Source organism: Zoogloea sp., assembly GCF_028689785.1.
Taxonomy (GTDB): domain Bacteria; phylum Pseudomonadota; class Gammaproteobacteria; order Burkholderiales; family Rhodocyclaceae; genus Zoogloea.
Map to the genome: position 1 here is coordinate 1 of NZ_JAQVCN010000063.1, position 22,450 is coordinate 22,450.

General features: G+C 60.5%; 19 protein-coding genes. 9 read left to right on the top strand and 10 right to left on the bottom strand.

Features of this window, described 5'->3' with window-relative positions:
* The 5 genes from PHI64_RS19520 to PHI64_RS19540 form a co-directional block, all read right to left on the bottom strand.
* Positions 1-229 (bottom strand): copper-binding protein (locus PHI64_RS19520; protein WP_299886579.1); only part of this gene is annotated, 229 nt, incomplete at its 3' end.
* A gap of 30 nt (positions 230-259) precedes the next feature.
* On the bottom strand, positions 260-691 hold the full coding sequence (locus tag PHI64_RS19525) for a DUF411 domain-containing protein (RefSeq protein WP_141355057.1): 432 nt from the start codon (positions 689-691) through the stop codon (positions 260-262).
* Between the two features lie 116 nt (positions 692-807).
* Positions 808-1,473, bottom strand: coding sequence for a cytochrome c (locus tag PHI64_RS19530; RefSeq protein ID WP_169148589.1), 666 nt, complete (start codon positions 1,471-1,473; stop codon positions 808-810).
* 37 nt (positions 1,474-1,510) lie between these two features.
* Positions 1,511-2,932: a copper oxidase gene (locus tag PHI64_RS19535; RefSeq protein WP_299886589.1), complete on the bottom strand. Its 1,422-nt coding sequence runs from the start codon at positions 2,930-2,932 to the stop codon at positions 1,511-1,513.
* Between the two features lie 16 nt (positions 2,933-2,948).
* The gene (locus tag PHI64_RS19540; protein WP_299886595.1) at positions 2,949-4,391 is read right to left on the bottom strand and encodes a TolC family protein; all 1,443 of its coding nucleotides are present in this window, start codon (positions 4,389-4,391) and stop codon (positions 2,949-2,951) included.
* Positions 4,392-4,881: 490 nt separating this feature from the next.
* Here PHI64_RS19540 and PHI64_RS19545 point away from each other — a divergent pair, with 490 nt between their 5' ends.
* The 4 genes from PHI64_RS19545 to PHI64_RS19560 all read left to right on the top strand — a co-directional run bounded on the left by PHI64_RS19545 (position 4,882) and on the right by PHI64_RS19560 (position 8,278).
* Positions 4,882-5,565, top strand: coding sequence for a heavy metal response regulator transcription factor (locus tag PHI64_RS19545; RefSeq protein WP_169148592.1), 684 nt, complete (start codon positions 4,882-4,884; stop codon positions 5,563-5,565).
* Positions 5,556-7,001: a heavy metal sensor histidine kinase gene (locus PHI64_RS19550; RefSeq protein WP_299886600.1), complete on the top strand. Its 1,446-nt coding sequence runs from the start codon at positions 5,556-5,558 to the stop codon at positions 6,999-7,001. Before PHI64_RS19545 ends, PHI64_RS19550 begins: the two co-directional genes overlap by 10 nt.
* A 9-nt stretch (positions 7,002-7,010) precedes the next feature.
* Positions 7,011-7,418, top strand: a complete 408-nt coding sequence (locus PHI64_RS19555) for a hypothetical protein (RefSeq protein WP_299886603.1) — start codon at positions 7,011-7,013, stop codon at positions 7,416-7,418.
* A 416-nt stretch (positions 7,419-7,834) separates the two neighbouring features.
* Positions 7,835-8,278, top strand: a complete 444-nt coding sequence (locus PHI64_RS19560) for a GNAT family N-acetyltransferase (RefSeq protein ID WP_299886605.1) — start codon at positions 7,835-7,837, stop codon at positions 8,276-8,278.
* Positions 8,279-8,283: 5 nt separating this feature from the next.
* On the opposite strand, the gene PHI64_RS19565 is transcribed toward PHI64_RS19560, so the two are convergent.
* The 3 genes from PHI64_RS19565 to cadR all read right to left on the bottom strand — a co-directional run bounded on the left by PHI64_RS19565 (position 8,284) and on the right by cadR (position 11,615).
* Positions 8,284-8,988, bottom strand: a complete 705-nt coding sequence (locus tag PHI64_RS19565) for a hypothetical protein (protein WP_141354373.1) — start codon at positions 8,986-8,988, stop codon at positions 8,284-8,286.
* Positions 8,989-9,030: 42 nt separating this feature from the next.
* On the bottom strand, positions 9,031-10,959 hold the full coding sequence (locus PHI64_RS19570; protein ID WP_299886610.1) for an FTR1 family protein: 1,929 nt from the start codon (positions 10,957-10,959) through the stop codon (positions 9,031-9,033).
* A 158-nt stretch (positions 10,960-11,117) separates the two neighbouring features.
* Positions 11,118-11,615, bottom strand: coding sequence for a Cd(II)/Pb(II)-responsive transcriptional regulator (gene cadR / locus PHI64_RS19575; RefSeq protein WP_141354390.1), 498 nt, complete (start codon positions 11,613-11,615; stop codon positions 11,118-11,120).
* A 243-nt stretch (positions 11,616-11,858) separates the two neighbouring features.
* Here cadR and PHI64_RS19580 point away from each other — a divergent pair, with 243 nt between their 5' ends.
* The 4 genes from PHI64_RS19580 to PHI64_RS19595 all read left to right on the top strand — a co-directional run bounded on the left by PHI64_RS19580 (position 11,859) and on the right by PHI64_RS19595 (position 20,587).
* Positions 11,859-13,988 carry a heavy metal translocating P-type ATPase gene (locus PHI64_RS19580; RefSeq protein ID WP_299886613.1) on the top strand — a complete coding sequence of 710 codons (2,130 nt, stop codon included), beginning with the start codon at positions 11,859-11,861 and terminating at the stop codon, positions 13,986-13,988.
* A gap of 522 nt (positions 13,989-14,510) precedes the next feature.
* Entirely contained in the window at positions 14,511-15,803 is a 1,293-nt protein-coding gene (locus PHI64_RS19585; protein ID WP_299886616.1) for a TolC family protein, read from the top strand.
* An 18-nt stretch (positions 15,804-15,821) separates the two neighbouring features.
* Complete coding sequence (locus PHI64_RS19590; RefSeq protein WP_299886619.1) at positions 15,822-17,405, top strand: efflux RND transporter periplasmic adaptor subunit; 1,584 nt, start codon at positions 15,822-15,824, stop codon at positions 17,403-17,405.
* Positions 17,406-17,422: 17 nt separating this feature from the next.
* Positions 17,423-20,587: a CusA/CzcA family heavy metal efflux RND transporter gene (locus PHI64_RS19595; RefSeq protein WP_299886622.1), complete on the top strand. Its 3,165-nt coding sequence runs from the start codon at positions 17,423-17,425 to the stop codon at positions 20,585-20,587.
* Between the two features lie 79 nt (positions 20,588-20,666).
* Here PHI64_RS19595 and PHI64_RS19600 read toward each other — a convergent pair whose 3' ends face one another.
* Positions 20,667-21,227: a hypothetical protein gene (locus PHI64_RS19600; protein WP_299886626.1), complete on the bottom strand. Its 561-nt coding sequence runs from the start codon at positions 21,225-21,227 to the stop codon at positions 20,667-20,669.
* Positions 21,228-21,261: 34 nt separating this feature from the next.
* Positions 21,262-21,918: a helix-turn-helix transcriptional regulator gene (locus PHI64_RS19605; protein WP_299886629.1), complete on the bottom strand. Its 657-nt coding sequence runs from the start codon at positions 21,916-21,918 to the stop codon at positions 21,262-21,264.
* Positions 21,919-22,012: 94 nt separating this feature from the next.
* On the opposite strand from PHI64_RS19605, the gene PHI64_RS19610 reads away from it, so the two are divergent.
* Positions 22,013-22,276: a helix-turn-helix domain-containing protein gene (locus tag PHI64_RS19610; RefSeq protein ID WP_299886633.1), complete on the top strand. Its 264-nt coding sequence runs from the start codon at positions 22,013-22,015 to the stop codon at positions 22,274-22,276.
* The last annotated feature ends 174 nt before the right edge of the window (positions 22,277-22,450 follow it).

Genomic DNA, 22,450 nt, shown 5'->3' on the forward strand with positions numbered 1-22,450 from the left:
GGAACACCATGGTCATTGCCGGCATGCCGTTGGGCAGCGGGCCATGGGACAAGGTGAGCTTGCTGGCAGACTTGTCCACCTTCTTGACGAGGCCATCGGTCATCTGGGCGGAAACGCCGCTTTTTTCGCCGTGCATGGCGGTGTGATCCGCATGCTCGTCGGCAGCGATGGCAGGAATGGAAAATACAGTGCCTAGTACAGTGGCCAGGACGATGAACGGAGTTTTCATGGGGATTTCCTTCATGAGAGGTATCGGATATCAGTGACGGGCAAACACGCTGGTCGAACCATCGGCTTTGACGAGCAGCGTTTCGTAGGGCATTGGTTTGGCGCTCTCCATGCCGGGGGAGCCCGGCGGCATGGAGGGAACGGCCAAGCCAACGGCCTTGGGCTTCTCTTTCAGCAGGCGCTGGACATCCGCCGCCGGGACATGCCCCTCGATGAGGTAGTTGCCGACCTTGGCCGTGTGGCACGACCCGTAGGCGTCGGGCATGCCGAGCTTCTTGCGCTGCCCCGGAACGTCTTCCACGTCATGCGTCTTCACGTCGAAGCCCTGGGCACGCATGTGCTCCACCCACTTCCCGCAGCAACCGCAATACGGGCTCTTGTACACATCGACCGAGGCCCCAGCCAGGGCGGTGCCTGCCATCAGGCCCAGCACGGACGACAAGATCAGCGTCTGCAGTTTCATGACGATTCCTTTGGTGATTGGGATGGCTCATTCTGGCAAGCGCACACCGACGAGAAGCTGTCCTGAAAATTACATTTCTGTAATCTTCAGGCAGAGGCTCTGCGGTCCTTGGGCCCCTAGTGTGTGTGCTTGAAGCCGGGCGGATGCGTGTGCCCCTTCTTCTCCACGACGACGGGAGAGACGGGTTCATCCTTGGCATGGTCGCTATGGTCTTCATGAGCCTCATGGGCATCAAGCCCACCATGGCTGTGTCCTTCGCTGGATGCCACAAGCGCCGTGTAGTCCGCCGCAGTCAGCCCGGGCAGCCTCTGGAGGAAGGCAACCAGATCCCAGATCGCTTCATCCTCCATCCCGCCCTTCGACCAGGCGGGCATGCCTGAAGCCTTGATTCCGTGCTTGATGATCCAGAACTGACGGGCCTGGGCGAATTGGGGGTCGAGCGCAGCTTCGGGCTTGACGGTCAGCTTTGGGGGTGTCGGATAGAGCCCTTTCCGGATCTCCGAGTCCTCTGCTTCCGGAGACAAGTGACATCCCACACACATCGCGTCGTAGTTACCCGAGCCCCGGCGGACCCGTTCCGGATTCGTCAGATCAACAGGCGGCTTGATCTCACTTGCCCGAACTGCGATGGAGCGCTCACGCGCGAATTCGAGCAAACGATAGGTCAGCGGGTGATGGGGCTCGTCGGCGGCAACGTTGATGGCGCCGGAGTAAAGAAGGACGGCCCCTGAAGCCGCACCCACGGCAGCCAGAACCGCCAGGGTGATCAGAGTCTTGTTCATGATGGGGTTCCTCAGTGCTTGTTATCGTGAGTGGAACTCAGTGACCGGAATGCGGGCCGGGCTTTCGGACCTGCACTTCGGTTGCTGCGGGCTTGCCCGTCGCCGGCATGGATTGCCCCCCCTGGGTTTTTGCGCGCGGCGGCTCAGCGGCGGGCCCGGTCCATTCATAGGCACGGGTGCCGGGAGGCTGCTTGTACCAGCCGGGGTCGGAGTAATCGCCGACCTTCTGCTCGGCACGGACTTTCAGGACAGTGAACATGCCGCCCATCTCCACCGCACCATAGGGGCCTTGGCCTGTCATCATCGGAAGGGTGTTGTCCGGCAGCGGCATCTCCATTTCACCCATGTCGGCCATGCCGCGCTCTCCCATCACCATGTAGTCGGGAATGAGATCGGTGATCTGCTTGGCGGCCTCCCGGTGATCGACCCCGATCATCGTCGGCACGTCATGGCCCATCGCATTCATCGTGTGGTGGCTCTTGTGGCAATGGAAGGCCCAGTCACCGGCTTCGTTGGCGATGAACTCGACTTGACGCATCTGCCCGACGGCGATGTCGGTCGTCACTTCCGGCCAGCGCGACCCCTTGGGCGTCGGGCCGCCGTCGGTGCCGGTGACCGTGAATTCGTGACCATGCAAGTGAATCGGATGATTCGTCATCGTCAGGTTGCCGACGCGGATACGTACCCGGTCGTTCTGGCGCACATTGAGGGAGTCGATGCCCGGAAATGCCCGACTGTTGAAGGTCCACAAGTTGAAGTCGAGCATCGTGTTCACCTTCGGTGTGTAGCTGCCGGGATCGATGTCGTAGGCGTTCAGGAGGAAGCAGAAATCCCGGTCCACCTCGTCGATAAGGGGGTGCCGCTCCTTCGGATGGGTAACCCAGAAGCCCATCATGCCCATCGCCATCTGGGTCATCTCGTCGGCGTGGGGGTGATACATGAAGGTGCCTGGCCGGCGTGCCACGAACTCGTAGACGAAGGTCTTGCCAGGGGGAATCTGAGGTTGATTGAGTCCGCCGACACCATCCATTCCGCTGGGCAGGCGTTGCCCGTGCCAATGAATGGTCGTGTGCTCGGGCAGGCGGTTGGTGACAAAGATGCGGACCCGGTCGCCTTCGACCACTTCGATCGTTGGGCCGGGGCTTTGTCCGTTGTAACCCCACAGGTGGGCATTCATGCCAGGAGCGATCTCCCGCACAACCGGCTCGGCCACAAGGTGAAACTCCTTGACGCCCTTGTTCATGCGCCACGGCAACGTCCAGCCGTTGAGGGTGACCACCGGGTTATAGGGCCGACCGGCGCCGGTGACGCCTCGCGGGAAATGCGGAGGCGCCGTGTTCGGGTCCTCCTTCAGGATGAGTTCAGGAAGTGCGGCCATGGCGACGGAACTGACCGAGGCCGCGGCCACGGCGCCACCGGTCAGGCCCAGGCTTTGGATGAATGCGCGACGGGATGTCATCGGGTGTCCTTTCGGTTCAGTGATCCGGACGGCCGGTGCTGGCCGGGGAAGTGCGCGCGGCGGCGGCCAAGGAGGGCTTGCCGATCAGGGCCATTTGTAGATCACTCTGGGCAATCCAGTAGTCACGCAGGGACTCGATGTAGCTGTTCACGCTGCTGATCTGGGAGCGGGCATCGGCAAGCAGATCGAAGACCCCGATCAGCATGCCGTTGTAGCGCAGTAGGTTCTCTTCGGCGATCCGCTTGTTGAGCGGCACGATTTCGTCCCGGTAATGCTTTGCAATGTCGAAACTGTTGCGATACGCCGAATAGGCTTCGCGGACTTCCGAACGGGCGTTGATGGCAGCTTCCGCCGCACGTTCAACGGCCTGACCATAGATGGCTCCCGCCTTGGCAACCTTGCTGCCGCCAAAGTCGAAGATCGGGAGTTCGAAACTCACTTCGTAGCCGCGTTTGTAGCCGCTATCCCGCGTTCCCTCCAGGACACGTGCCGGCCCAAACTCCAGCACGTTGATGAAGCGTGTGGCCTGGGTGAGGCCAAGGTTCTTGGCCAGCGCCTCGGTTTCGAGACGGACCGCCTGGAGATCAAGGCGCTGATCCAGCGCCGTTTGCTCGACTGCCGGCAGCTCGTCGGGCAACTTGGGCAGATCTGGCAGGCGCTCGGGGAGTCGAATCGCCTGGGGTGATGGCAAGCCCAGCAGCTTGGTCAGCCGCTCTCGCGCCGCAATGCTGGCTTGCTCGGCCCGAGCCAGATCGAGGGCCGCGGACGCATAGAAACCTTGCTCGCGCGCCTGCTGCAACCGGTTGAAGTTACCGACTTCCGCCATCTTGCGGGCCAGGCCAGCGCCGGCTTCCGCGGCCTGCCTGACTTTCCGGAGGTAACGGACCGACTCTTCGGCCGCGATGGTTCCAAAGTAGGCCTTGCGCGTCTCGGAGGCCAGTCTCGCCACCTCCAGCGCCGTCATGCGCTGGGTCTGGGCGAAGTTGCGTTTCTCGACCTCCACGGCAAGCGGCATGGTGATCAGCGCGAACAGGTTGAAGGTCAGCACCTGTTCGATCTTGAATTCGCGTACGCCATTCTCGGCGCGGCTGGTACGAAGCATCGAAAAATGGGGGTTCGGCAATCGCCCGGCCTGGACCATCTCGGCTTCGCTGATCCCAAGATCGTAAAATGCAGCGCGAAGTCCCCGGTTGTTGTAAATGGCGACCTGAACAGCATCCTCAGCAGCCAGGGGCTTGGCCAGCAGCTCGGTCACACGTGTATCGATCTCCTTGCGGGCCTCGTCGCTCCTCGCCCACTGGGCATCGGCACCAATACGGGCGCGGGTCGTTTCCCGCACGGTGTCGAAGCCTCCGTCCGGGGAGAAACTGGCACAGCCGCTCAGGACCAGCGTTCCAAGCACCAGGGTGGTCAGCCCCTTGATGGCGCGGGAGTGTCGGGAAGATAGGGTTGAGCGCATGGCGAACTCCTAATGGTGATGGTCAGCAGGAGGCCTCGCTGAGGCCGGCGGCATCGCTCCGCTTTCCTTCTGCAAAGCCCCGTCGGTGTTGGCAGGTGCCGCATGGCCTGCATGCGCGCCGTCTGTACGCAGGACGCCTTCATTGGCCGCTCGCCATGCGCCAACGGGGGCTTCCGACCAGGCACGATAATCGGACAAGGAGGACTCACGAGGGGAAGTCCTGGAAGCAGGCTCCAGGGTGGGCGGCTCAGCAGCCAGGACGCATTTCGTCAAGGCCAGTGCCAGCAGTCCGAGCAGGGTTGATCGCATCGGTCGTCTCCATGGGGTCAAAAGGGGGCCTCGGGAATCTGGTGTTCCCATGGCGAGCAGTGTGCGGTGCAAAAACCGACAGGAGACTGACCCGGGAATTACATCTTTGTAATCTTGGGAAGAATGGAAGTGGCTTGCGCCAAACTAACGCGGCCAAATAGAGAAGGCTGCGAGGAAGACAATGAAAATACTGATCGTCGAGGATGAACCCAAAACAGGGGACTACCTCAAGCAAGGGCTGGTTGAAGCCGGCTTCAATGTGGACCTGGTGCGGGACGGCATGGACGGACTGCACTTCGGGATGACCGATGTTTACGATCTCATCGTGCTCGACGTGATGTTGCCAGGGCTCGATGGATGGCGCGTGCTGCAGGCACTGCGCAAGGCCGGCAAGGAGATGCCCGTCCTGTTTCTGACCGCCAAGGACAGCGTGGATGACCGGGTCAAGGGGCTCGAGCTGGGGGCCGATGACTACCTCGTCAAACCCTTCGCCTTCTCGGAGTTGCTGGCTCGCGTTCGCACGCTCTTGCGCCGGGGCGCCAAGAACAAGGAAGTCGACGCCCTGCATGCGGCAGATCTGGAACTGGACCTCCTGCGCCGACGCGTCACGCGCGCCGGCAAGCGGATAGATCTCACCGCGAAGGAATTTGCCCTCCTCGAGCTCCTGCTCCGGCGGCGTGGGGAAGTGCTACCGCGCTCCTTGATCGCCTCCCAGGTGTGGGACATGAACTTCGACAGTGACACCAACGTGATCGAGGTGGCGGTGCGTCGACTGCGGGCCAAGATCGACGATGGTTTCGAACCCAAGCTGATTCGCACCGTGCGCGGCATGGGCTATGTGCTGGAGGAGCAGGAGTGCGAGTAGTTCGCCCGCGAGCCCGCCGCAAGTCCCTGACCTTCCGCCTGACCCTGCTGTTCGCAGCGGCATCGACAGTCGTGCTGCTGATACTGGGCTTGATTGTGGCCGAGTCCGTCGAACACCACTTCGAAGAGCAGGACATGGAGGCCCTGAGCGGCAAACTTGAGCTGATTCGCCACGCCTTGGCCAAAGTGAATTCGCCAAAGGATCTGGCGGCGATTCCCCAGCAGATGGACGACTCCTTGATCGGGCATCATGGCCTGGTCGTAGCCGTAAAGGGACCGGACGGTCAAACCCTGTTCGCCACCCAGGATGCTCCCTTTCCCCAACCGTTACTGGATCGGGTCAAGACACCCGAGGCTGAGCGGCCTTACGTGTGGCAGGTCGATGATCAGTTGTCCTTCCGGGGCATCGTGGCTGAAGCACCCACCGGGGTTCAGGCATGGCCACCTGCCGTCGTCGCCGTGGCGACGGACATCTCCCATCACAACCGCTTCATGGACTCATTCATGAAGACCCTGTGGAGCGTGGTCATTGGTGGCACTTTGGCGACCGGGCTGCTCGGTTGGTTTGCTGCCCGTCGAGGCCTGGCCCCCCTTCGCGAGATGAAGCGACGAGCCACGGAAGTCAGCGCCCAACGTCTCGACCAGCGTCTGCCTGTGGACGCCGTTCCCGTCGAACTGGCTGAGCTGGCTGAATCCCTCAACGACATGCTGGCCCGGCTGGAGGAGTCGTTCAAGCGACTTTCAGACTTCTCATCGGACCTGGCCCATGAGCTCCGGACGCCGGTCAGCAACCTGATGACGCAAACCCAGGTTGCCCTCGCCAAGGCCCGTAGTTCTGCGGAATACCGGGAAGTGCTGGAGTCCAACTGCGAGGAGTTCGATCGTCTGTCGCGGATGATTTCGGACATGCTGTTCCTCGCCAAATCCGAGAACGGCCTCATCGTGCCAGGCCAGGAAACCTTTGATCTGGCGGACGAGGTTGCGGCCCTGTTCGACTTTTACGGTGCCCTGGCGGAAGAGAACGGCGTCTCGCTACGGCTTGAAGGCGCCGGCCAAGTGACCGGAGACCGACTGATGCTCCGGCGGGCTATTGGTAACCTCCTCTCCAATGCACTGCGCTACACCCCGTCTGGTGGGCGCATTGTTGTGACGGTTAGCGTCGTACGCGACAGCCCGGACGCCGAAGCCGTCCACCTCTCAGTCGAGAACACCGGAGAGCCCATCCCGTCGGAACACCTGTCACGTCTTTTTGACCGCTTCTATCGCGTGGATGCGTCCCGCCGTCACTCCGGCGATGGCGCCGGGCTGGGCCTTGCCATCACTCGTTCAATCCTGCGATCTCACGGAGGCGACATCGAGGGACGGACGGGGAAAGGCTGCAACATTTTCGAGATGTGGATACCGACATCGATCGTCACGCCCCGCAGCGCGGACTGACCTGTTTGGATGCTCACAGCCATGATCTGCTCAAATGCGCTCTCTTCCCCGAACGGCTTGTTGCTTCAAGCAACGATCCGTCGCTTGGAGGATCTCGGCCTTCAGACACTCCGGGCGACATCCACTGGGGACGCTGAGGCGGCTATCACCCTATTTGCCCAGTTCACCGACTGTATGTACCGCAGCTTTGCGTTAGAAGAGCGCTGGCTCAACACCTGGTTATCTCCCGATCGGGATGCTCATGTCCGGGAACATACGCATCTGATCGAACTGACAGTCGAGCACTACATGAGCTTCATGACGGATGACCGGCTCACCTGCGCCTCCATACGTCGCGCACTTGAGGGAGCTATCTTGCCGCACATCGTCACTAGGGACCGTGCGCTCTTACACCACCACCACACAGTCGCACCATGACTGCCAGAATGTATGGATTGCGTACGTCCTCTTTTTTGTTCTAGTATCTCAAAGTCTTCCCTTCGCACGGAAGGTGTTCCTATGTTCAGACCCCATGCCATGAAACAACCCGCTCGCAGCCTTCTCTTGAAGAAACACGCTTCGTCCCTCAAGGCGAAGAAGCGGCTCGTCGTGTCCATTGAGTCTGTCCGGTCGACACCGGCAGTTCAGGAGCGCGCGGAGCAGCTGGCCGCTGCCGCTCGCCGTGCCAAGGAAGCACATTTTCTGGACAAGTATCGGGTCACTTTGCCTGGCTGATGCTGACTGACGAGGGATATGGTTACCTCCCCATCACGGAGGTTGATCTGGCGACTCTCGGTACATTCTCGTGCGGAAAACCGCGCCTAGACGATTTTCTGAGCGCACAGGCACTGGCCTTGCACAAAGCCAGACTGGGCTTCACCAACGTGGTCTTTCATCAGCAGTTCGAAGGTCCGGTCGGCTACTTCACCCTCGCCAACGACGCGATCAAGCTCAACGACTCTGAGAAGTTCGAGTTGGGGTTCGGTGAGCAGGTCGAACTCGCAGCCTTTCCCGCCGTCAAGATCGGGCGACTTGCCGTCCACCAGGATCTGCACCGTAAGGGTGTGGGCGCCGCCTTGATGACGCTTCTTCTCGGCGACATTCTCAATACGGCGGGCTTGTCCGCTGCGCGACTGATCGTTGTCGATGCGGACAACGACGACGCGGTCCTCCGCTTCTACGAAAAGCTCGGCTTCGAGACAAGCCTGTGGGCGGAAGAGATGGCCAGGAATCACACTAAGAAGCGTGCTAAGCCCCTGACGATCAAGATGCATCGGGACGTCTTCAAAGGCCTCTGAGTACGTCAGCTGCGGCCAGCACCGTGAAGGGCTTCCAGATAGGCAGACCATACGCCGTTAAGGAGTTGTCGGTAGCGATGAATGTCGTCAAGGCGCACGAATAGGTCTTGTCCGAAGAGCGGCGTCCCGATGTCCGGCTTGTGGACAATGACCGTCGGGTCATCGAGTGCATCCTGCTCGTAATCAGCCAGAAAAAGGTGAGGCGCCGCCGTATAGAGCTCTTGAGCCGATGCGCCGTCTCCGTGTTTGACGGTATTAGCCAGCAGACGGAGCTCATCCAGGCCAGACCGCTGCTCCTTGGTCAGAACAGGATCCGGAAGCGTCTTGTCCCACGCCTTCAGTACATCAGATCCAAACTTGAGCGGTTTGTGATTCAGGACGCGAACGTGAAAGGCCCGGACTTGCTGCTCAAACAGGTGGTAGAGACTGACCGCGAACATGTTCTGAAGTCCCTGGCGCAAATCGAGCACGATGTCGAAATGCGCTAACGACGCCTCGAAAGCAGCCTCATGGGCCGTTTGCGGATCGAGCCCGTTGCCATCGTTGGCACACTCACGGCTCGCTCGGTACGCTTCCTGTTGAAGCGCCTCGACTTCCGCGTGCACGGAGTCAAAGGTCGGCAGGAGGCGCACCGTCAAGGTCTCGACAAGTCGGTCAATCTGATTGCGGTACAGCTGTCGGTAATGTTCCAGTTCCCAGTGAGTCAGCATCGCCGTCCTGTCCTCGCCAAAGGCCGGGGGACAACGACGTTATCACGATTGCGTAGCGGCCCGTTGCGACCTCAAATTGTAGGCGACGCTTGCCACAATAATGAGCAGGATCAGGACCTGTGCGGTAACGGTCTGGATCGACGGGTAAACGCCCAGAACATCGATGCGCGGTATCGAGAGGGGCGTGATCTGCAGGACGCCGACCTTTTGCAGTGCGGCCACACCTTTGCCCATCAGAACAACGGCGAGCGCCCCCACCAGGGCCGAACTGAAGGCAAAGAACTGGCTGATCGGCAGACGTGCCGCGGAGCGCAGGAGTACCGCTGCGACCGCCGCCAGGATGACCACGCCGGAGGCAAGGCCGGCAAGCAGATAGACACCATTGTCCTGGGTCCAGAGCGCAGCATAGAAGAGGACCGTCTCGAAGACTTCGCGATAGACGGTGACGAACGACAGTACGAACAGCATCAATGCCGACTTCTTGCTCAGCGCGGACGACAATTTTTCCTTCACATAGGTCTGCCAACGACCCGCAAGACTCTTCTGGTGCATCCACATGCCCACCGCCAGGAGTACAACGGCGGCAAACACGGCGGAAACCCCCTCCGTCATCTCGCGGCTGGCGCCGCTCACATCCACGACATAGGTCGCCACTAGCCAGGTCAGCCCCCCGGCGGTGAGCGCTGTCATCCATCCCGCATGCACGTAGGGCAGCACATCGGTGCGATCCGCTTTTTTCAGGAATGCCATCATGGCGACGACCACCAGCAAGGCTTCCAGGCCTTCCCGCAGCAGGATGGTCAGCGCACCGAGGAAGGTCGAGAGGGCGTCTTTGGTGCCCCCCAAGGCCTCCTGGGCTTCATCGAGCTGGGTTTGCAGTTGCTGGGCAATGTCGTGGGCACGCTCGACCTGCCCGGCAGTCAGTGCATTGCGGTAGAGCCCCATCGTCTTTTCGATGTCGTGGAAAAGCGCTTGATTCTTGGCGGCCAGCGCCGGCTCGACGGGCTCGAAGCCATCCAGATAGGCCGACAATGCCAGCTGCGAGGCCAAGCGTTCGTTTCCGTTGTCCAACGCGACAACGCTCTCCCGCAGCTTGTCTTTCGCGATCTGTATGCTGCCCGTGTTTGACGTTGCGAGTAACTGGGGCGTGCTCCGTAGGTAGGCGGTGAGCTGGCGAGCGGCATCGGCGCCGACGGTCTTGGCGAGCGCGGCCTCGGAATGCTGGCTCAGCGTCGCCAGGGTCGGCACGGCCTCACGGAGGGCAGGTTGCGCGGCCCACAATTTGGCCCCTGCCTGCTGATCGGCCTCGGAGTACGACAGCGTCGAGGCGAAGTAGGCCAGTGCCCAGCGGTCTTCGTCCGAGAGCTGTACGAATCCCGGCATGGACGTTCCCGCCACACCCCGCGTGATGATCTGCTGAAGCGCAAACACACTGCGCTCCCGGGCGCGTTCGTGGTCGGCCAGCGCGATGGGAGGTGGGTTCAACTTGGCAGCGAGCGGGCCGTCTGCATGCCCGGAAACACCGTGGCACGAGGCACACTGGCTTTGATAGAGCGTGGCGCCCCGTTGTAGATCGGGCAACTTGCCGGGGGCCATCGAAACCGGATAAGCCGCGATGAGTCCGCCTGCCAATTTGCGTGCCTGTTCCCCCACAGATGCGGCCGAAGCCTTTTGTGCGATGAGCGCACGTAGCGCCGCTGCATCGCTCGCCAGGGTCGGAGCGGCCAGCACCGCTGGCAATTCGGCCAACTGTCGTTCTGCGGCCTGTGCGAACTCCTGCATCTCGGCATATTCAGCTTCGTTGGCGATCTGTCCCTCCTTGACGGAGCGGCCATAGTCGACGGCAAGGTAGTCCAGCAATTGCCAAATCTGCTTGGTCTTGTCTTGCGTCGCTGGAGGCGCAACCTGTGCGATCGAGGCCGTCGCAATCAAAGAAAACAGAACGATGGAAAGGAGACGCAGGGCTTGCATGAGGGGGCCTACCGTGGGATGTCTTTTTTGATTCTGCGTGCAAATGAGAATGAGTGCAATTCCTTTTCTCACGCACAATCCCATCCCAATGCGTTTCGCGCCTTTTCACGGTGACTCACGCCTCAAGTGCCGCAAGCGATGGAGCGGTGTTGCCCCCCTCAGCTATCGCGCGTCGCTTGTTTCCGTGGGGTCACATGCTGTCTCCCGCCGGCATGCGTTGCCGAGAGGTGGCTCTCCGATGCGGAGGGCGTGGAGACCTCGGTCGCCCCCTGCGACAGCTCGTTCAAGATTCCACATGCGACTGCTTGCCGGCCTTCCTTACAACATGCGCGCAACACCTGAAGCTGCGTTTCCAGTTGCTGCAACTCCCGTATCCGCTCGGCAACGTGGCCGATGTGGGCATCGAGCAACGCGTTGACGTCCTCGCAACTTTCCGATGGGGTGTCCCTGAAACGCAGGAGCACTCGGATTTCGTCCTGCGTCATGTCAAGGGAGCGACATCGCCGAATGAAGGCGAGGCGTTCGAGGTGCATGGCATCGTAGATCCGGTAGTTGCCTTCCGTTCTTGCAGCACGCGGGAGCAGCCCTTCGCGCTCGTAGTAACGAATGGTGTCCACCGGCGTACCTGTCTGCTGGGCGAGCTGACCGATTTTCATTGCAAGGCCTGAAGCCCGGCGTGGGCTCAAAAGTGAATCGAGGAAGGTCATCACCTTACCCGCTTGACTCTGGAGTTGCTACAGGGTTTTTAATGATGGAAAGAGGAGAGCACCATGAAACCATTGCCCATCAGTCTGCAATCCGAGACGCAGCCCCCATCCTGCGGTTGCGGTAGCACGTGCCACGCACCGGGGGCATCCGCGACGGACGATACCCTTCGAGCTGACTCCGTACGAGAGGGCTTGCTACTCCACATTCCAGCAATGGATTGTCCTGCTGAAGAGAGCGAGATCCGCCGGGCTGTCGAGCATGTCGAGGCTATCGGTGGGCTCCGTTTTGACTTGTCGGCCCGTACCCTGCGCATCGATGCGCCGGAAGACGCTTTGCCGACAATCATCGACGCCATCCGCAAGGCGGGCTTTGCTACAGAGCTCGTCAAGCCGGGCACGCCGGTGGGCAAAGATCGCGACGGCATTCCCCGTGGCATCGCTGTTCTTGCGATGGCGCTCGCTCTGGCGTTGGGTGCAGAGCTCTTGGCTTACCTGATGCCCCAAGTGCTTCTAGCCAAGATGGCCGGGATGGGTTTGGCGGCAACAGCGATCATGATGGCCGGGTTTTCAACCTACAGCAAAGGGCTTGCTGCCCTGTCTCAGGGACGTCTGAATATCAATGCGTTGATGTCGGTAGCGGTTACAGGTGCATTTGCCATCGGCCAGTGGCCTGAAGCCGCCATGGTGATGGCTTTATATGCCATTGCAGAGCTGATCGAAGCAAGGTCGGTCGATCGGGCGCGGAACGCCATCAAGAGTTTGCTCGCACTCACACCCGAAACCGCTGAAGTGAAACAAGCCAATGGTAACTGGGAAGAGCTTTCCTCCCGCGACGTGATGCTTGCTGCAGTCGTCAGGGTCAAACCTGGCGCACGCATTCCGTTGGATGGCGTCGTGACTGCCGGCAGCAGTGCGGTCAATCAGGCACCGGTTACCGGGGAAAGCCTGCCTGTGGACAAGGCCATCGGCGACACGGTCTTTGCAGGGACGATCAACGAATCGGGGCTACTGGAGTTCAAGGTTACCGCCCGATCCAATGAGACCACACTGGCCCGGATCATCCACGCGGTTGAAACAGCTCAAGGCAGCAAGGCGCCCATGCAGCGTTTTGTCGATCGCTTCGCGGCCCTCTACACGCCCGCCGTGTTCGTGATCGCACTGGCCGTGGCGCTCCTGACCCCGTGGTGGTTGGAATGGAGCTGGTCTCAAGCGCTTTACAAAGCCTTGGTCCTTCTTGTGATCGCCTGTCCCTGTGCCTTGGTGATTGCAACGCCCGTTACGGTGGTGAGTGGGCTCGCCAGAGCAGCACGTCGGGGAATTTTGATCAAAGGCGGCGTTTATCTGGAAGATGCCCGTAAGCTGAAAGTCATTGCCCTCGACAAGACGGGGACGATAACCGAAGGAAAACCGAAGCTGGTCGCAACCGAAATTCTGGACCAGACAGTATCCGAGAAAGTGATTTTGGATTGGGCCGGTAGCCTGGCTGCCCTCTCTAACCACCCGGTATCGAAAGCCATTTCAACGGCACTGGCGCCCGCCGCCACCGTTGTCGATGACTTCATGTCGCTGCCGGGGCGTGGTGTCCAGGGGCGCATCGGTAACCAAGACCTGATCCTTGGGAATCATCGTTTGATCGAGGAACGCAAACTGTGCGGTCCTGCCATTGAAGCTCGCCTCGTCGAACACGAGGCCCAAGGGCGCACGATGACACTCCTGGCCAACGAAAGCGGAGTGCTGGCGATCTTCGCCGTTGCCGACACGATCAAACCTCATGCCCGGGAAGCCATCTCGACATTGCATGCCTTGGGAGTCAAGGCAGTCATGCTGTCTGGCGACAACCAGGCAACGGCTCAAGCCGTTGCCGAACAGGCAAATGTGGACGATGCACGCGGGAATCTACTGCCTGACGACAAGCTCAAGGCCATCGAAGCCTTGCAGAAAGAATTTGGCCCCACGGCGATGACCGGTGACGGGATCAATGATGCGCCAGCCTTGGCGCGCGCCGATATCGGCATAGCAATGGGGGCTGCTGGAACGGATACCGCCATGGAAGCCGCCGACATCGTGATCATGAACGATGATCTGCGCCGTATCCCTGAAGCCATTCAGCTTTCGCGCACGACGTACCGGGTGCTCTGGCAGAACATCATTCTGGCGCTGGGAATCAAGGCGATCTTCCTGGTCCTGGCCCTGCTAGGCAGTGCCACCATGTGGATGGCGGTGTTTGCGGACATGGGAGCCAGCCTATTGGTGGTCGGCAACGGACTGCGACTACTACGCCTTGGGAAATCTGATAGTCAGCCCGCCACAGTTCACGTCTGAGTTGAAACATCTTCCGGTATACTTTTTATCATGCGTTTTTGGGTTGCCCTCCTTCTGGCTGTGTTCATGCCGCTCCAGCTTAGCTGGTCAGCGGTGGGGGCTTATTGCCAGCATGAGACCGATAAAAATGCCGGCCATTTCGGGCATCACAGCCACGAACACCACGCATCGAAGGCCGAGACCTCCAAGCAAGCTGATTCCGGGAAAGCGGTCGCCATCGACGGAGACTGTGGGGCGTGCCACTACAGCGCCCTCAAGATTCTCGGTCAGGACACGCTCTGCCTGTCTCGGTGCCCTGTGCCCTCGGCACCGGAATCAACGCCAGCCTTTTTTCGCACCCACATCCCCCCAGGCCCCGAACGGCCCAACTGGCTCGCTGCGCTCTGATTCGGCGCAGCGACCTGCTTTAGTTTCCACTTAGGTTCCACTTAGAGCCCGCCTTCAGGCGGCGCCCGCGCCGGATCTCGTTTGTTTCGTCGTCCTGTCGGTTTCTGCCGACGACTTCACAACAAGGAGATTTCAATGCGCACCCCCGTGCCATTCAGAACCGCATTTCCGCTGCTCGCGGTCCTTTTTGCGACCGCATTCGGTGTCCAGGCTCAGGTGCCGACATCGCTTGCCACGCAAACCGTCGTACGCAATCAGCTTCCCGTCGAAGCCGGTGGCCCGTTGACCCTCGCCGCCGCGCTTGATCTGGCCCTCCGGGCCAACCCCGACATCACCGTAGCACTACGCGAGCGCGAAGCCAGTGAAGGCGCTGTGATTCAGGGACGTGCCCGGCCCAATCCGTCCATTGAGTATCTTGTGGAGGACACCCGCGCCACGACCCGTACCACAACCGTACAGCTCAATCAGCCCATCGAGCTGGCAGGCAAGCGGAGTGCCCGGATTGCGATCGCCGAGCGTGGCCGGGACATTGCCGACATTGAGCTGGCCACTCGCCGTGCCGAGATCCGGGCCTCAGTCATCAGCACCTTCTTTGACGTACTTTCGGCACAAGAGCGGACCCGGCTCGCAAAAGAGACCGTCATCCTTGCAGAGCGAGCCACGGGGGCCGTCTCCAAGCGCGTCATCGCCGGAAAAATCTCTCCTGTGGAGGAGACTAAAGCGCGCGTCGCCGAAGCCGGGGTCCGGGTCGAACTGGCTCAGGCTCAAGGTGAGTTGCGGGTTGCCCGTCAGCGACTGACAGGGCTCTGGGGCAATCCGATCCCGCGCTTCGAACGTGCTGAGGGCGACGTCGACATGCTGCCTCCAGTACCGTCCTCCGACATGGTCGAGCAGCGCATCGAGACATCTCCCATCCTAAAGCGGGCGTCGGTCGAGATCACTCGGCGTACCTCTGTCACTGCGCTGGAGCGTGCCCGGCGCATGCCTGACCCAACGATAAGCGTCGGGGTGAAACGCGCCGAGGAACTTGGCCGAGACCAACTCCTCGTGGGCGTGTCGATCCCGATTCCCGTCCTCGACAGCAACCGCGGCAACCTCCTCGAGGCCCTCAAGCGGGAGGACAAGGCGCGGGATGAACATGCCGCCCTGCGGGTCCGGCTGACTGGTGATGTCCTGCAGGCCCGTGAGCGGCTGAGCAACAACCGACTTGAACTCGAATCCCTGCAGCGCGATGTGCTGCCCGGGGCACAACTGGCCTACGAGAACGCAACGAAGGGCTTTGAGCTGGGCAAATTCAGCTTTCTCGATGTCCTTGATGCCCAGCGGACACTGTTTCAGGCACGCAGCCAATATCTGCGCGCCCTGACCGACACCCATCGGGCCTCGGCCGAAATCGATCGCCTGCTGGCTGATCGTATCTCTGAATAACGCAAGGAGGATTCCAGGATGAATCTGAAGAACATGACGACCCGGATCAGCCGAAAGCAGTTGATCGCCGTAGCCCTGATCATCACCTTTGGCGGTGTGGCAGGCGGCTTCATTCTGCACAGTGGGCAAGGTGCTTCGGAGCGCGAGAGCCATGCCCACACGGATGAGCATGGCGATGCAGAGCATCACGGCGCGAAGGCAGACAAGGCACATGCCGACAATGCCTCTCATGGCGATGCCGAGCACCATGCCGAAGCCCCCCCCTCGGGAGAGCACGGCGGGACGCTCCTTACGGACGGTACTACCCGTGCCGAGATCAAGCTGGATGAAAGTGCTGGAGAGCCTGTCATGCGCGTCTGGCTTCTCGACAATGGCAAGCCCAGTGCACCTGGCGCCGTCAAAGCCCATCTCACACTTACCCGACCGACGGGTGAAGTGGAGCGGATGGAGTTTGTTGGCGACAAGGACAGCCTGAAAACACGGGCGACGATCGCCGAGCCCCACGTCTTCGAAGCTGTTGTCGTCGTCGAGACCGGATCTCAAACCCGGCGCTTTACGCTCAACCGGGAGGAAGGCAAGGTCGAGCTCAGTAACGAGCAGATCAAGGCTGCAGGTATGGAGATCGACAAAGCCGGTTCCGCCCGGATTCGATCCTCTCTGCAACTCCCAGGTGAGATTCGTTTCAATGAGGATCGTACGGCACATGTCGTTCCCCGGGTGGCCGGGGTGGTCGAGAGCGTCTCGGCCAATCTGGGACAGCTCGTCAAGAAGGGGCAAGTGCTGGCCGTACTGGCAAGCCCGGCGCTTTCCGAGCAGCGCAGCGAGTTGATGGCCGCCCAGAAGCGCCTGAGTTTTGCCAGGACGACCTACGAGCGGGAGAGGACCTTGTGGGAGGAGAAGATCTCGGCCGAGCAGGACTACCTGCAGGCGCGACAGGTGCTTCGCGAGGCTGAAATTGCCGTTGCCAACGTTCGGCAGAAGCTCACCGCCATCGGTGCCAGTGTGGATGCGGATGGCAGCCTCAACCGCTACGTGCTCCGCGCGCCCTTCGACGGCATGGTCGTCGAGAAGCACATCGCCCTGGGCGAGGCGGTCAAGGAAGACAGCCAGGTGTTCACCCTCTCCGACCTGAGCACCGTGTGGGCCGAGATCAGTGTGCCGGCCACTGATCTGGCGCGGGTCCGGGTTGGCGGAAAGGTTGCCATCCGGGCCTCGTCCTTCGACTCCACGGCGACCGGCACGGTGGCCTACGTGGGCGCGCTCATCGGCGAGCAGACCCGTACGGCACGGGCTCGGGTGCTCCTGTCGAACCCCCAGGGAAGCTGGCGTCCTGGCCTCTTCGTCAACGTGGAGGTGATCTCGAACGAAACCGAAGTGCCGGTTGCCGTGCTGTCGGACGCCATCCAAAGCATGGACGGAAAAAAGGTTGTGTTCGTCCGGGTTGGCGATGGTTTTGTGACCCAGCCCGTGCAGACCGGACGCAGTGATGAAGCGCGCACCGAAATCGTCTCCGGCCTCAAGGCGGGCACGTCCTACGCCGCTGCCGGCAGCTTCGTGCTGAAGGCGGAGATCGGCAAGGGCTCGGCTGAGCACGCGCATTAAGGAAAAGGTGAACGATCATGTTTGAACGCATCATTCGCTTTTCCATTGAACAGCGCTGGCTCATCCTTCTGGCGGTTTTCGGGATGGCTGCGCTGGGGGTCTTCAGTTACCAGAAGCTTCCCATCGACGCCGTGCCCGACATCACCAATGTCCAGGTCCAGATCAATACCCAGGCCCCGGGCTACTCCCCGCTTGAAACCGAGCAGCGGGTGACCTACCCCATCGAAACGGTGCTGGCCGGGCTGCCCAACCTGGTCCAGACCCGATCCCTGTCCCGCTACGGTCTGTCCCAGGTGACGGTGATCTTCAAGGATGGGACCGACATCTACTTCGCACGGCAACTGGTGAACGAACGGATCCAGGGCGCGCGGGACAAGCTGCCCGCCGGCATATCGCCAGCCCTGGGGCCGATATCAACCGGGCTCGGCGAGATCTACCTATGGACGGTGGAAGCAAAGGAAGACGCCAGGAAACCGGATGGCAGCCCCTACACCCCCATCGACCTACGGGAGATACAGGATTGGATCATCAAGCCACAACTGCGCAATGTGCCGGGCGTGACGGAAATCAATTCCATTGGCGGCTATGCCAAGGAGTATCAGGTCGCTCCCTTGCCGGAACGCCTGGCGGCCTATGGCATGACGCTCCAAGAGATCGTCACCGCGCTGGAGCGTAACAATGGCAATGTCGGGGCCGGCTACATCGAAAAGCGAGGGGAGCAATACCTGGTTCGTGCCCCCGGACAGGTGAAGACCGAAGAGGACATTCGCAACGTCATCATTGGCACTGCCCAAGGTCTCCCCATCCGCATCCGTGACGTGGCCGAGGTAGGCATTGGCCGGGAGCTTCGCACTGGGGCTGCCACCGATAATGGTCGTGAGGTGGTGCTCGGCACCGTCTTCATGCTGATCGGCCAGAACAGCCGCACAGTTTCCCAGGCCGTGGCCAAGAAAATGGAGGAGATCAACCGCAACCTGCCTGCCGGGGTGGAGGCAGTCACCGTCTATGATCGCACCACGCTGGTGGACAAGGCGATTGCCACGGTGAAAAAGAACCTCCTCGAAGGTGCCATTCTCGTTATCGCCATTCTGTTCCTGTTCCTGGGCAACATCCGTGCAGCGCTGATCACCGCCTGCATCATCCCGTTGGCGATGCTGTTTACCTTCTCGGGCATGGTCGCCAACAAGGTGAGCGCGAACCTGATGAGTCTCGGGGCACTCGATTTCGGCATCATCATCGACGGCGCCGTGGTGATCGTCGAGAACTGCGTCCGCAGGCTTGCGCACACCCGGGCATCCCTCGGCCGTCCCCTCAATCGGACGGAGCGCTTCCACGAGGTTTTCAAGGCTTCCCGCGAGTCGCGGCGGGCCCTGCTTTTCGGGCAGTTGATCATCATGGTGGTCTATCTGCCGATCTTTGCCCTGACCGGCGTAGAGGGCAAGATGTTCCATCCGATGGCCTTTACCGTCGTCATTGCGCTCCTGGGCGCGATGATCCTCTCGGTGACCTTCATCCCGGCCGCTGTAGCCCTTTTCATCGGCGACAAAGTCTCCGAGAAGGAGAACTTCGTGATGCAGCTGGCCAAGGAGGCCTACGCACCTGCACTCCGGTGGGCCATGAGCGCCAAGCCCGTCGTGCTCACCTTCGCCCTCGTGACCGTGATCCTCAGTGGTCTGATCGCCACACGGATGGGGAGCGAGTTCATCCCGAACCTCAATGAAGGGGATTTCGCCATCCAGGCCCTGCGTATCCCGGGTACCAGCCTGACCCAGTCGGTGACCATGCAGCGGCAACTGGAGAGCCGGCTGAAGGAGAAGTTTCCGGAGATCGAACGCGTCTTCGCCCGGACGGGCACGGCGGAAATCGCTTCAGACCCGATGCCGCCCAACATCTCGGATGGCTACATCATGCTCAAGCCCGAGAGAGACTGGCCTGAGCCCAAGCGAACGCGAGACGCCCTGCTTGAGTCCATTCAGGCTGACGTGGCCACCTTGCCCGGCAACAACTACGAGTTCTCGCAGCCCATCCAGCTGCGTTTCAACGAGTTGATCTCCGGGGTACGAAGCGATGTGGCCATCAAGATCTTTGGCGACGACATGGAGGTGCTGGATGGAAGCGCCGCGGAAATCGCCGCCATGCTGCAAAAGATCGATGGGGCCTCGGAAGTGAAGGTAGAGCAAACCACGGGCTTGCCAGTGTTGACCGTTCAGATCGACCGGGACAAGAGTTCCCGCTACGGCCTGAACGTCGGGGATGTACAGGATGCCGTGGCGACCGCCATCGGGGGCCGAGAGGCCGGAACCGTCTTCGAGGGCGATCGTCGCTTTGACATTCAGGTTCGTCTTCCCGACACGCTGAGAAGTGATCTGGAGGCGATCAAGCGACTGCCGATTCCGCTGCCACGTGGTGGGGCCGTAGGGGATACCCGGGCGAACTTCATTCCTCTGGCTGAAATCGCCACCCTGGATCTGGCCCCCGGACCTAACCAGGTCAGCCGGGAGAACGGCAAACGCCGGATCGTGGTGAGTGCCAATGTTCGGGGTCGGGACATCGGTTCCTTCGTCGCCGAGGCTGAGCAGGGTCTCTCACAAATCAAGGTGCCCACAGGATACTGGACAACTTGGGGAGGAACGTTTGAAAACCTGCAGTCCGCCACGGCACGCCTGCAAATCGTCGTGCCCGTCGCCCTGCTCCTCGTTTTTGTGTTGCTCTTTGCGATGTTCGGCAACATCAAGGATGGGTTACTGGTGTTTTCGGGCATCCCGTTCGCGCTGACTGGAGGCATCATCGCCCTGTGGCTGCGCGACATTCCGCTGTCGATCTCGGCTGCAGTGGGCTTCATTGCCTTATGCGGCGTTGCGGTATTGAATGGCTTGGTGATGATTGCTTATATCCGCAGTCTGCGCGAGCAAGGCCAGGCGCTCGATCCTGCGATCCACGAGGGAGCCTTGACCCGCCTGCGCCCCGTTCTGATGACAGCACTGGTGGCATCGCTGGGTTTTGTGCCGATGGCGATCGCAACAGGGACGGGTGCGGAAGTTCAGCGCCCCCTGGCCACCGTCGTGATCGGCGGCATCCTCTCATCGACCATTCTCACCTTGCTTGTGCTGCCGCTGCTGTATCGCCTGGCACACGGCTCGGATGAGGACATCGGAACGGATGATTCGCCTGGGGCAAACTGATATTTTCCTGAGCGCTCATCCGCTCAAGCTTGCCGGCCGCCAAATACAACTGCGGCCTGCAGGCTTGTAGCGAATCAGGTCATTCACCCTTCGCGGCTTTGACCACCCCGGCCCGCCTCAACGTTTGCCAAGGTGCCAGCAACAAGCTGTTCAGCATGTAGGCGCCCCCAAACCAAAGCCCGGAGATAATCAACTGTCCCAGGGCCTGCTTCCAGGCCGGCGTATTCGACGCCGCAATCTGCAGCGTCATCGCCAGACAGGCGAAGCTCAAGATAGACAATTGGATCCAGCCTGCCGCCGGCATCAGTCGGCCAGGAATCAGTTTCGCTTCCGTTCGTGAAACTTTCAACTGACCAGACCGATGCAGCCAACGAACCTCCCGGTCGGTCAGATCATGCTTTTCCTGGATTTCCAGCACCTGCTGACGTGCTACTTTGGGCGGTTCAAAACCAAAGCGGTACCGGAAGAAGTTTGAATTGTCCAGCGCCGTACTGTTCCGCTTTTCCTGCGTCCATGTGGCCAGCACGAGCTTGATTGAGCCGGGGATGAAATACTCGTTGTAGTCCCGGGCGGCATTGCGCTGTCCGCTACCGAGGTTGATCTGGATGTTGCCTTGCAAGTCTGGCTGCAGCTCTTTCATGGTGACGCTCACCTACTGTGGATTAGAAATCCGTTCAGCCCTCGTAGTAGTCCCTGCCCGCATTGCGCTGGGAAGGGCTGACATTAATCTGGATGGTCGGCCCGGCCGAGCGTACCAAGGCAGCCATTTTGTCGAGGGGTTTGCGTGCCTCGAAGTGGGCCACGGCAGCGGCAAGTAGATTGCGAAGCTGCTCTGACGAATCCTTGGTCCATAGATGGCCGTTGTAGAGCTCGGCTGCAAGATCTCCATCAGGATCGGCTGGTGCGATTCGATTAAGGAAGGCCTGCAGGTCTGGGTCGGCGACGGCCTCGTTAAGACGCCCATCACGAATCAGCAGCAACAGCACTTTGGCGACTGGGTCGGCATCAATGATCGCCGCGCGGGCAACGGCGATCTGGAGCCGGATTGTCCTGAGGAGATTCAGGTCGATGCCGCTGCCACCATGCATGGTCCCATCGCCGGTTAGCAGCCAATCAATTGAAACACCAAACACGGTTCGGACTGAGTGTAGAAACTCAGCGCCAGGTCTCTTCAAGCCACGGGCAGCGTCACTCATGAAGCCCGCAGAAACGCCCAGCCTGCGGGCAAATTCGGCTTGGCTCAGACCGGTGTGCGCAATCACATTGGTCAGCCGCGCCGCAAAGCCCTCTAGACCTGCGCTTGAGTTTTGGGAAGATACTTGATCCGACATTCTCTTAAGGCGTATAGTTATCTCTATAGATAACAAACTGTCTCTCTTAAAGATAGACTACTCTTAAAAACCCGTGAAGTCACTCTGCTCGGTCATGGACGCTGTCGAGATTATTTATCGTCTTCGCCGCCTCGGTAAGAGCCAGGCTCAGATTGCTCGCGACTTGGGCGTCACCGGGGGCGTGGTGAATAACGTCATCCACGACAGGATCACCGCTTACGCGGTAGCGAGTCATATTGCGAGTTTGCTGGCATGCAGGATTGAAGAGCTTTGGCCCGCACGCTATGCCTTCAAGCCGCGCGGGCCGTCAGCCCATCGCTGCATCATTGCCGTTACTCAAAAGGAAGGAACACCATGACCTGATCAACAGACGAATTGTCAGGCTAGGAAAAGCAAAGCCCCCAGAGCTGACACTCAGGGGGCTTCACAGAACTGCTTGAAGTGGGAACTTCGCGTCAGATTCTGCGATTTCCAAGCCCACCTGTCAAGGTCGGGCGGCCTCCTTCATTTTCCGAGACACATCATCGATCGC

Coding starts and splice junctions, on each gene's coding strand:
- PHI64_RS19565 (WP_141354373.1), bottom strand. CDS start 8,988: ATGCTGACTCACTGGGAACTGGAACATTACCGACAGCTGTACCGCAAT.
- PHI64_RS19570 (WP_299886610.1), bottom strand. CDS start 10,959: ATGCAAGCCCTGCGTCTCCTTTCCATCGTTCTGTTTTCTTTGATTGCG.
- PHI64_RS19590 (WP_299886619.1), top strand. CDS start 15,822: ATGAATCTGAAGAACATGACGACCCGGATCAGCCGAAAGCAGTTGATC.
- PHI64_RS19535 (WP_299886589.1), bottom strand. CDS start 2,932: ATGACATCCCGTCGCGCATTCATCCAAAGCCTGGGCCTGACCGGTGGC.
- PHI64_RS19555 (WP_299886603.1), top strand. CDS start 7,011: ATGCTCACAGCCATGATCTGCTCAAATGCGCTCTCTTCCCCGAACGGC.
- PHI64_RS19540 (WP_299886595.1), bottom strand. CDS start 4,391: ATGCGCTCAACCCTATCTTCCCGACACTCCCGCGCCATCAAGGGGCTG.
- cadR (WP_141354390.1), bottom strand. CDS start 11,615: ATGAAAATCGGTCAGCTCGCCCAGCAGACAGGTACGCCGGTGGACACC.
- PHI64_RS19545 (WP_169148592.1), top strand. CDS start 4,882: ATGAAAATACTGATCGTCGAGGATGAACCCAAAACAGGGGACTACCTC.
- PHI64_RS19595 (WP_299886622.1), top strand. CDS start 17,423: ATGTTTGAACGCATCATTCGCTTTTCCATTGAACAGCGCTGGCTCATC.
- PHI64_RS19605 (WP_299886629.1), bottom strand. CDS start 21,918: ATGTCGGATCAAGTATCTTCCCAAAACTCAAGCGCAGGTCTAGAGGGC.
- PHI64_RS19525 (WP_141355057.1), bottom strand. CDS start 691: ATGAAACTGCAGACGCTGATCTTGTCGTCCGTGCTGGGCCTGATGGCA.
- PHI64_RS19585 (WP_299886616.1), top strand. CDS start 14,511: ATGCGCACCCCCGTGCCATTCAGAACCGCATTTCCGCTGCTCGCGGTC.
- PHI64_RS19610 (WP_299886633.1), top strand. CDS start 22,013: ATGGACGCTGTCGAGATTATTTATCGTCTTCGCCGCCTCGGTAAGAGC.
- PHI64_RS19600 (WP_299886626.1), bottom strand. CDS start 21,227: ATGAAAGAGCTGCAGCCAGACTTGCAAGGCAACATCCAGATCAACCTC.
- PHI64_RS19530 (WP_169148589.1), bottom strand. CDS start 1,473: ATGAACAAGACTCTGATCACCCTGGCGGTTCTGGCTGCCGTGGGTGCG.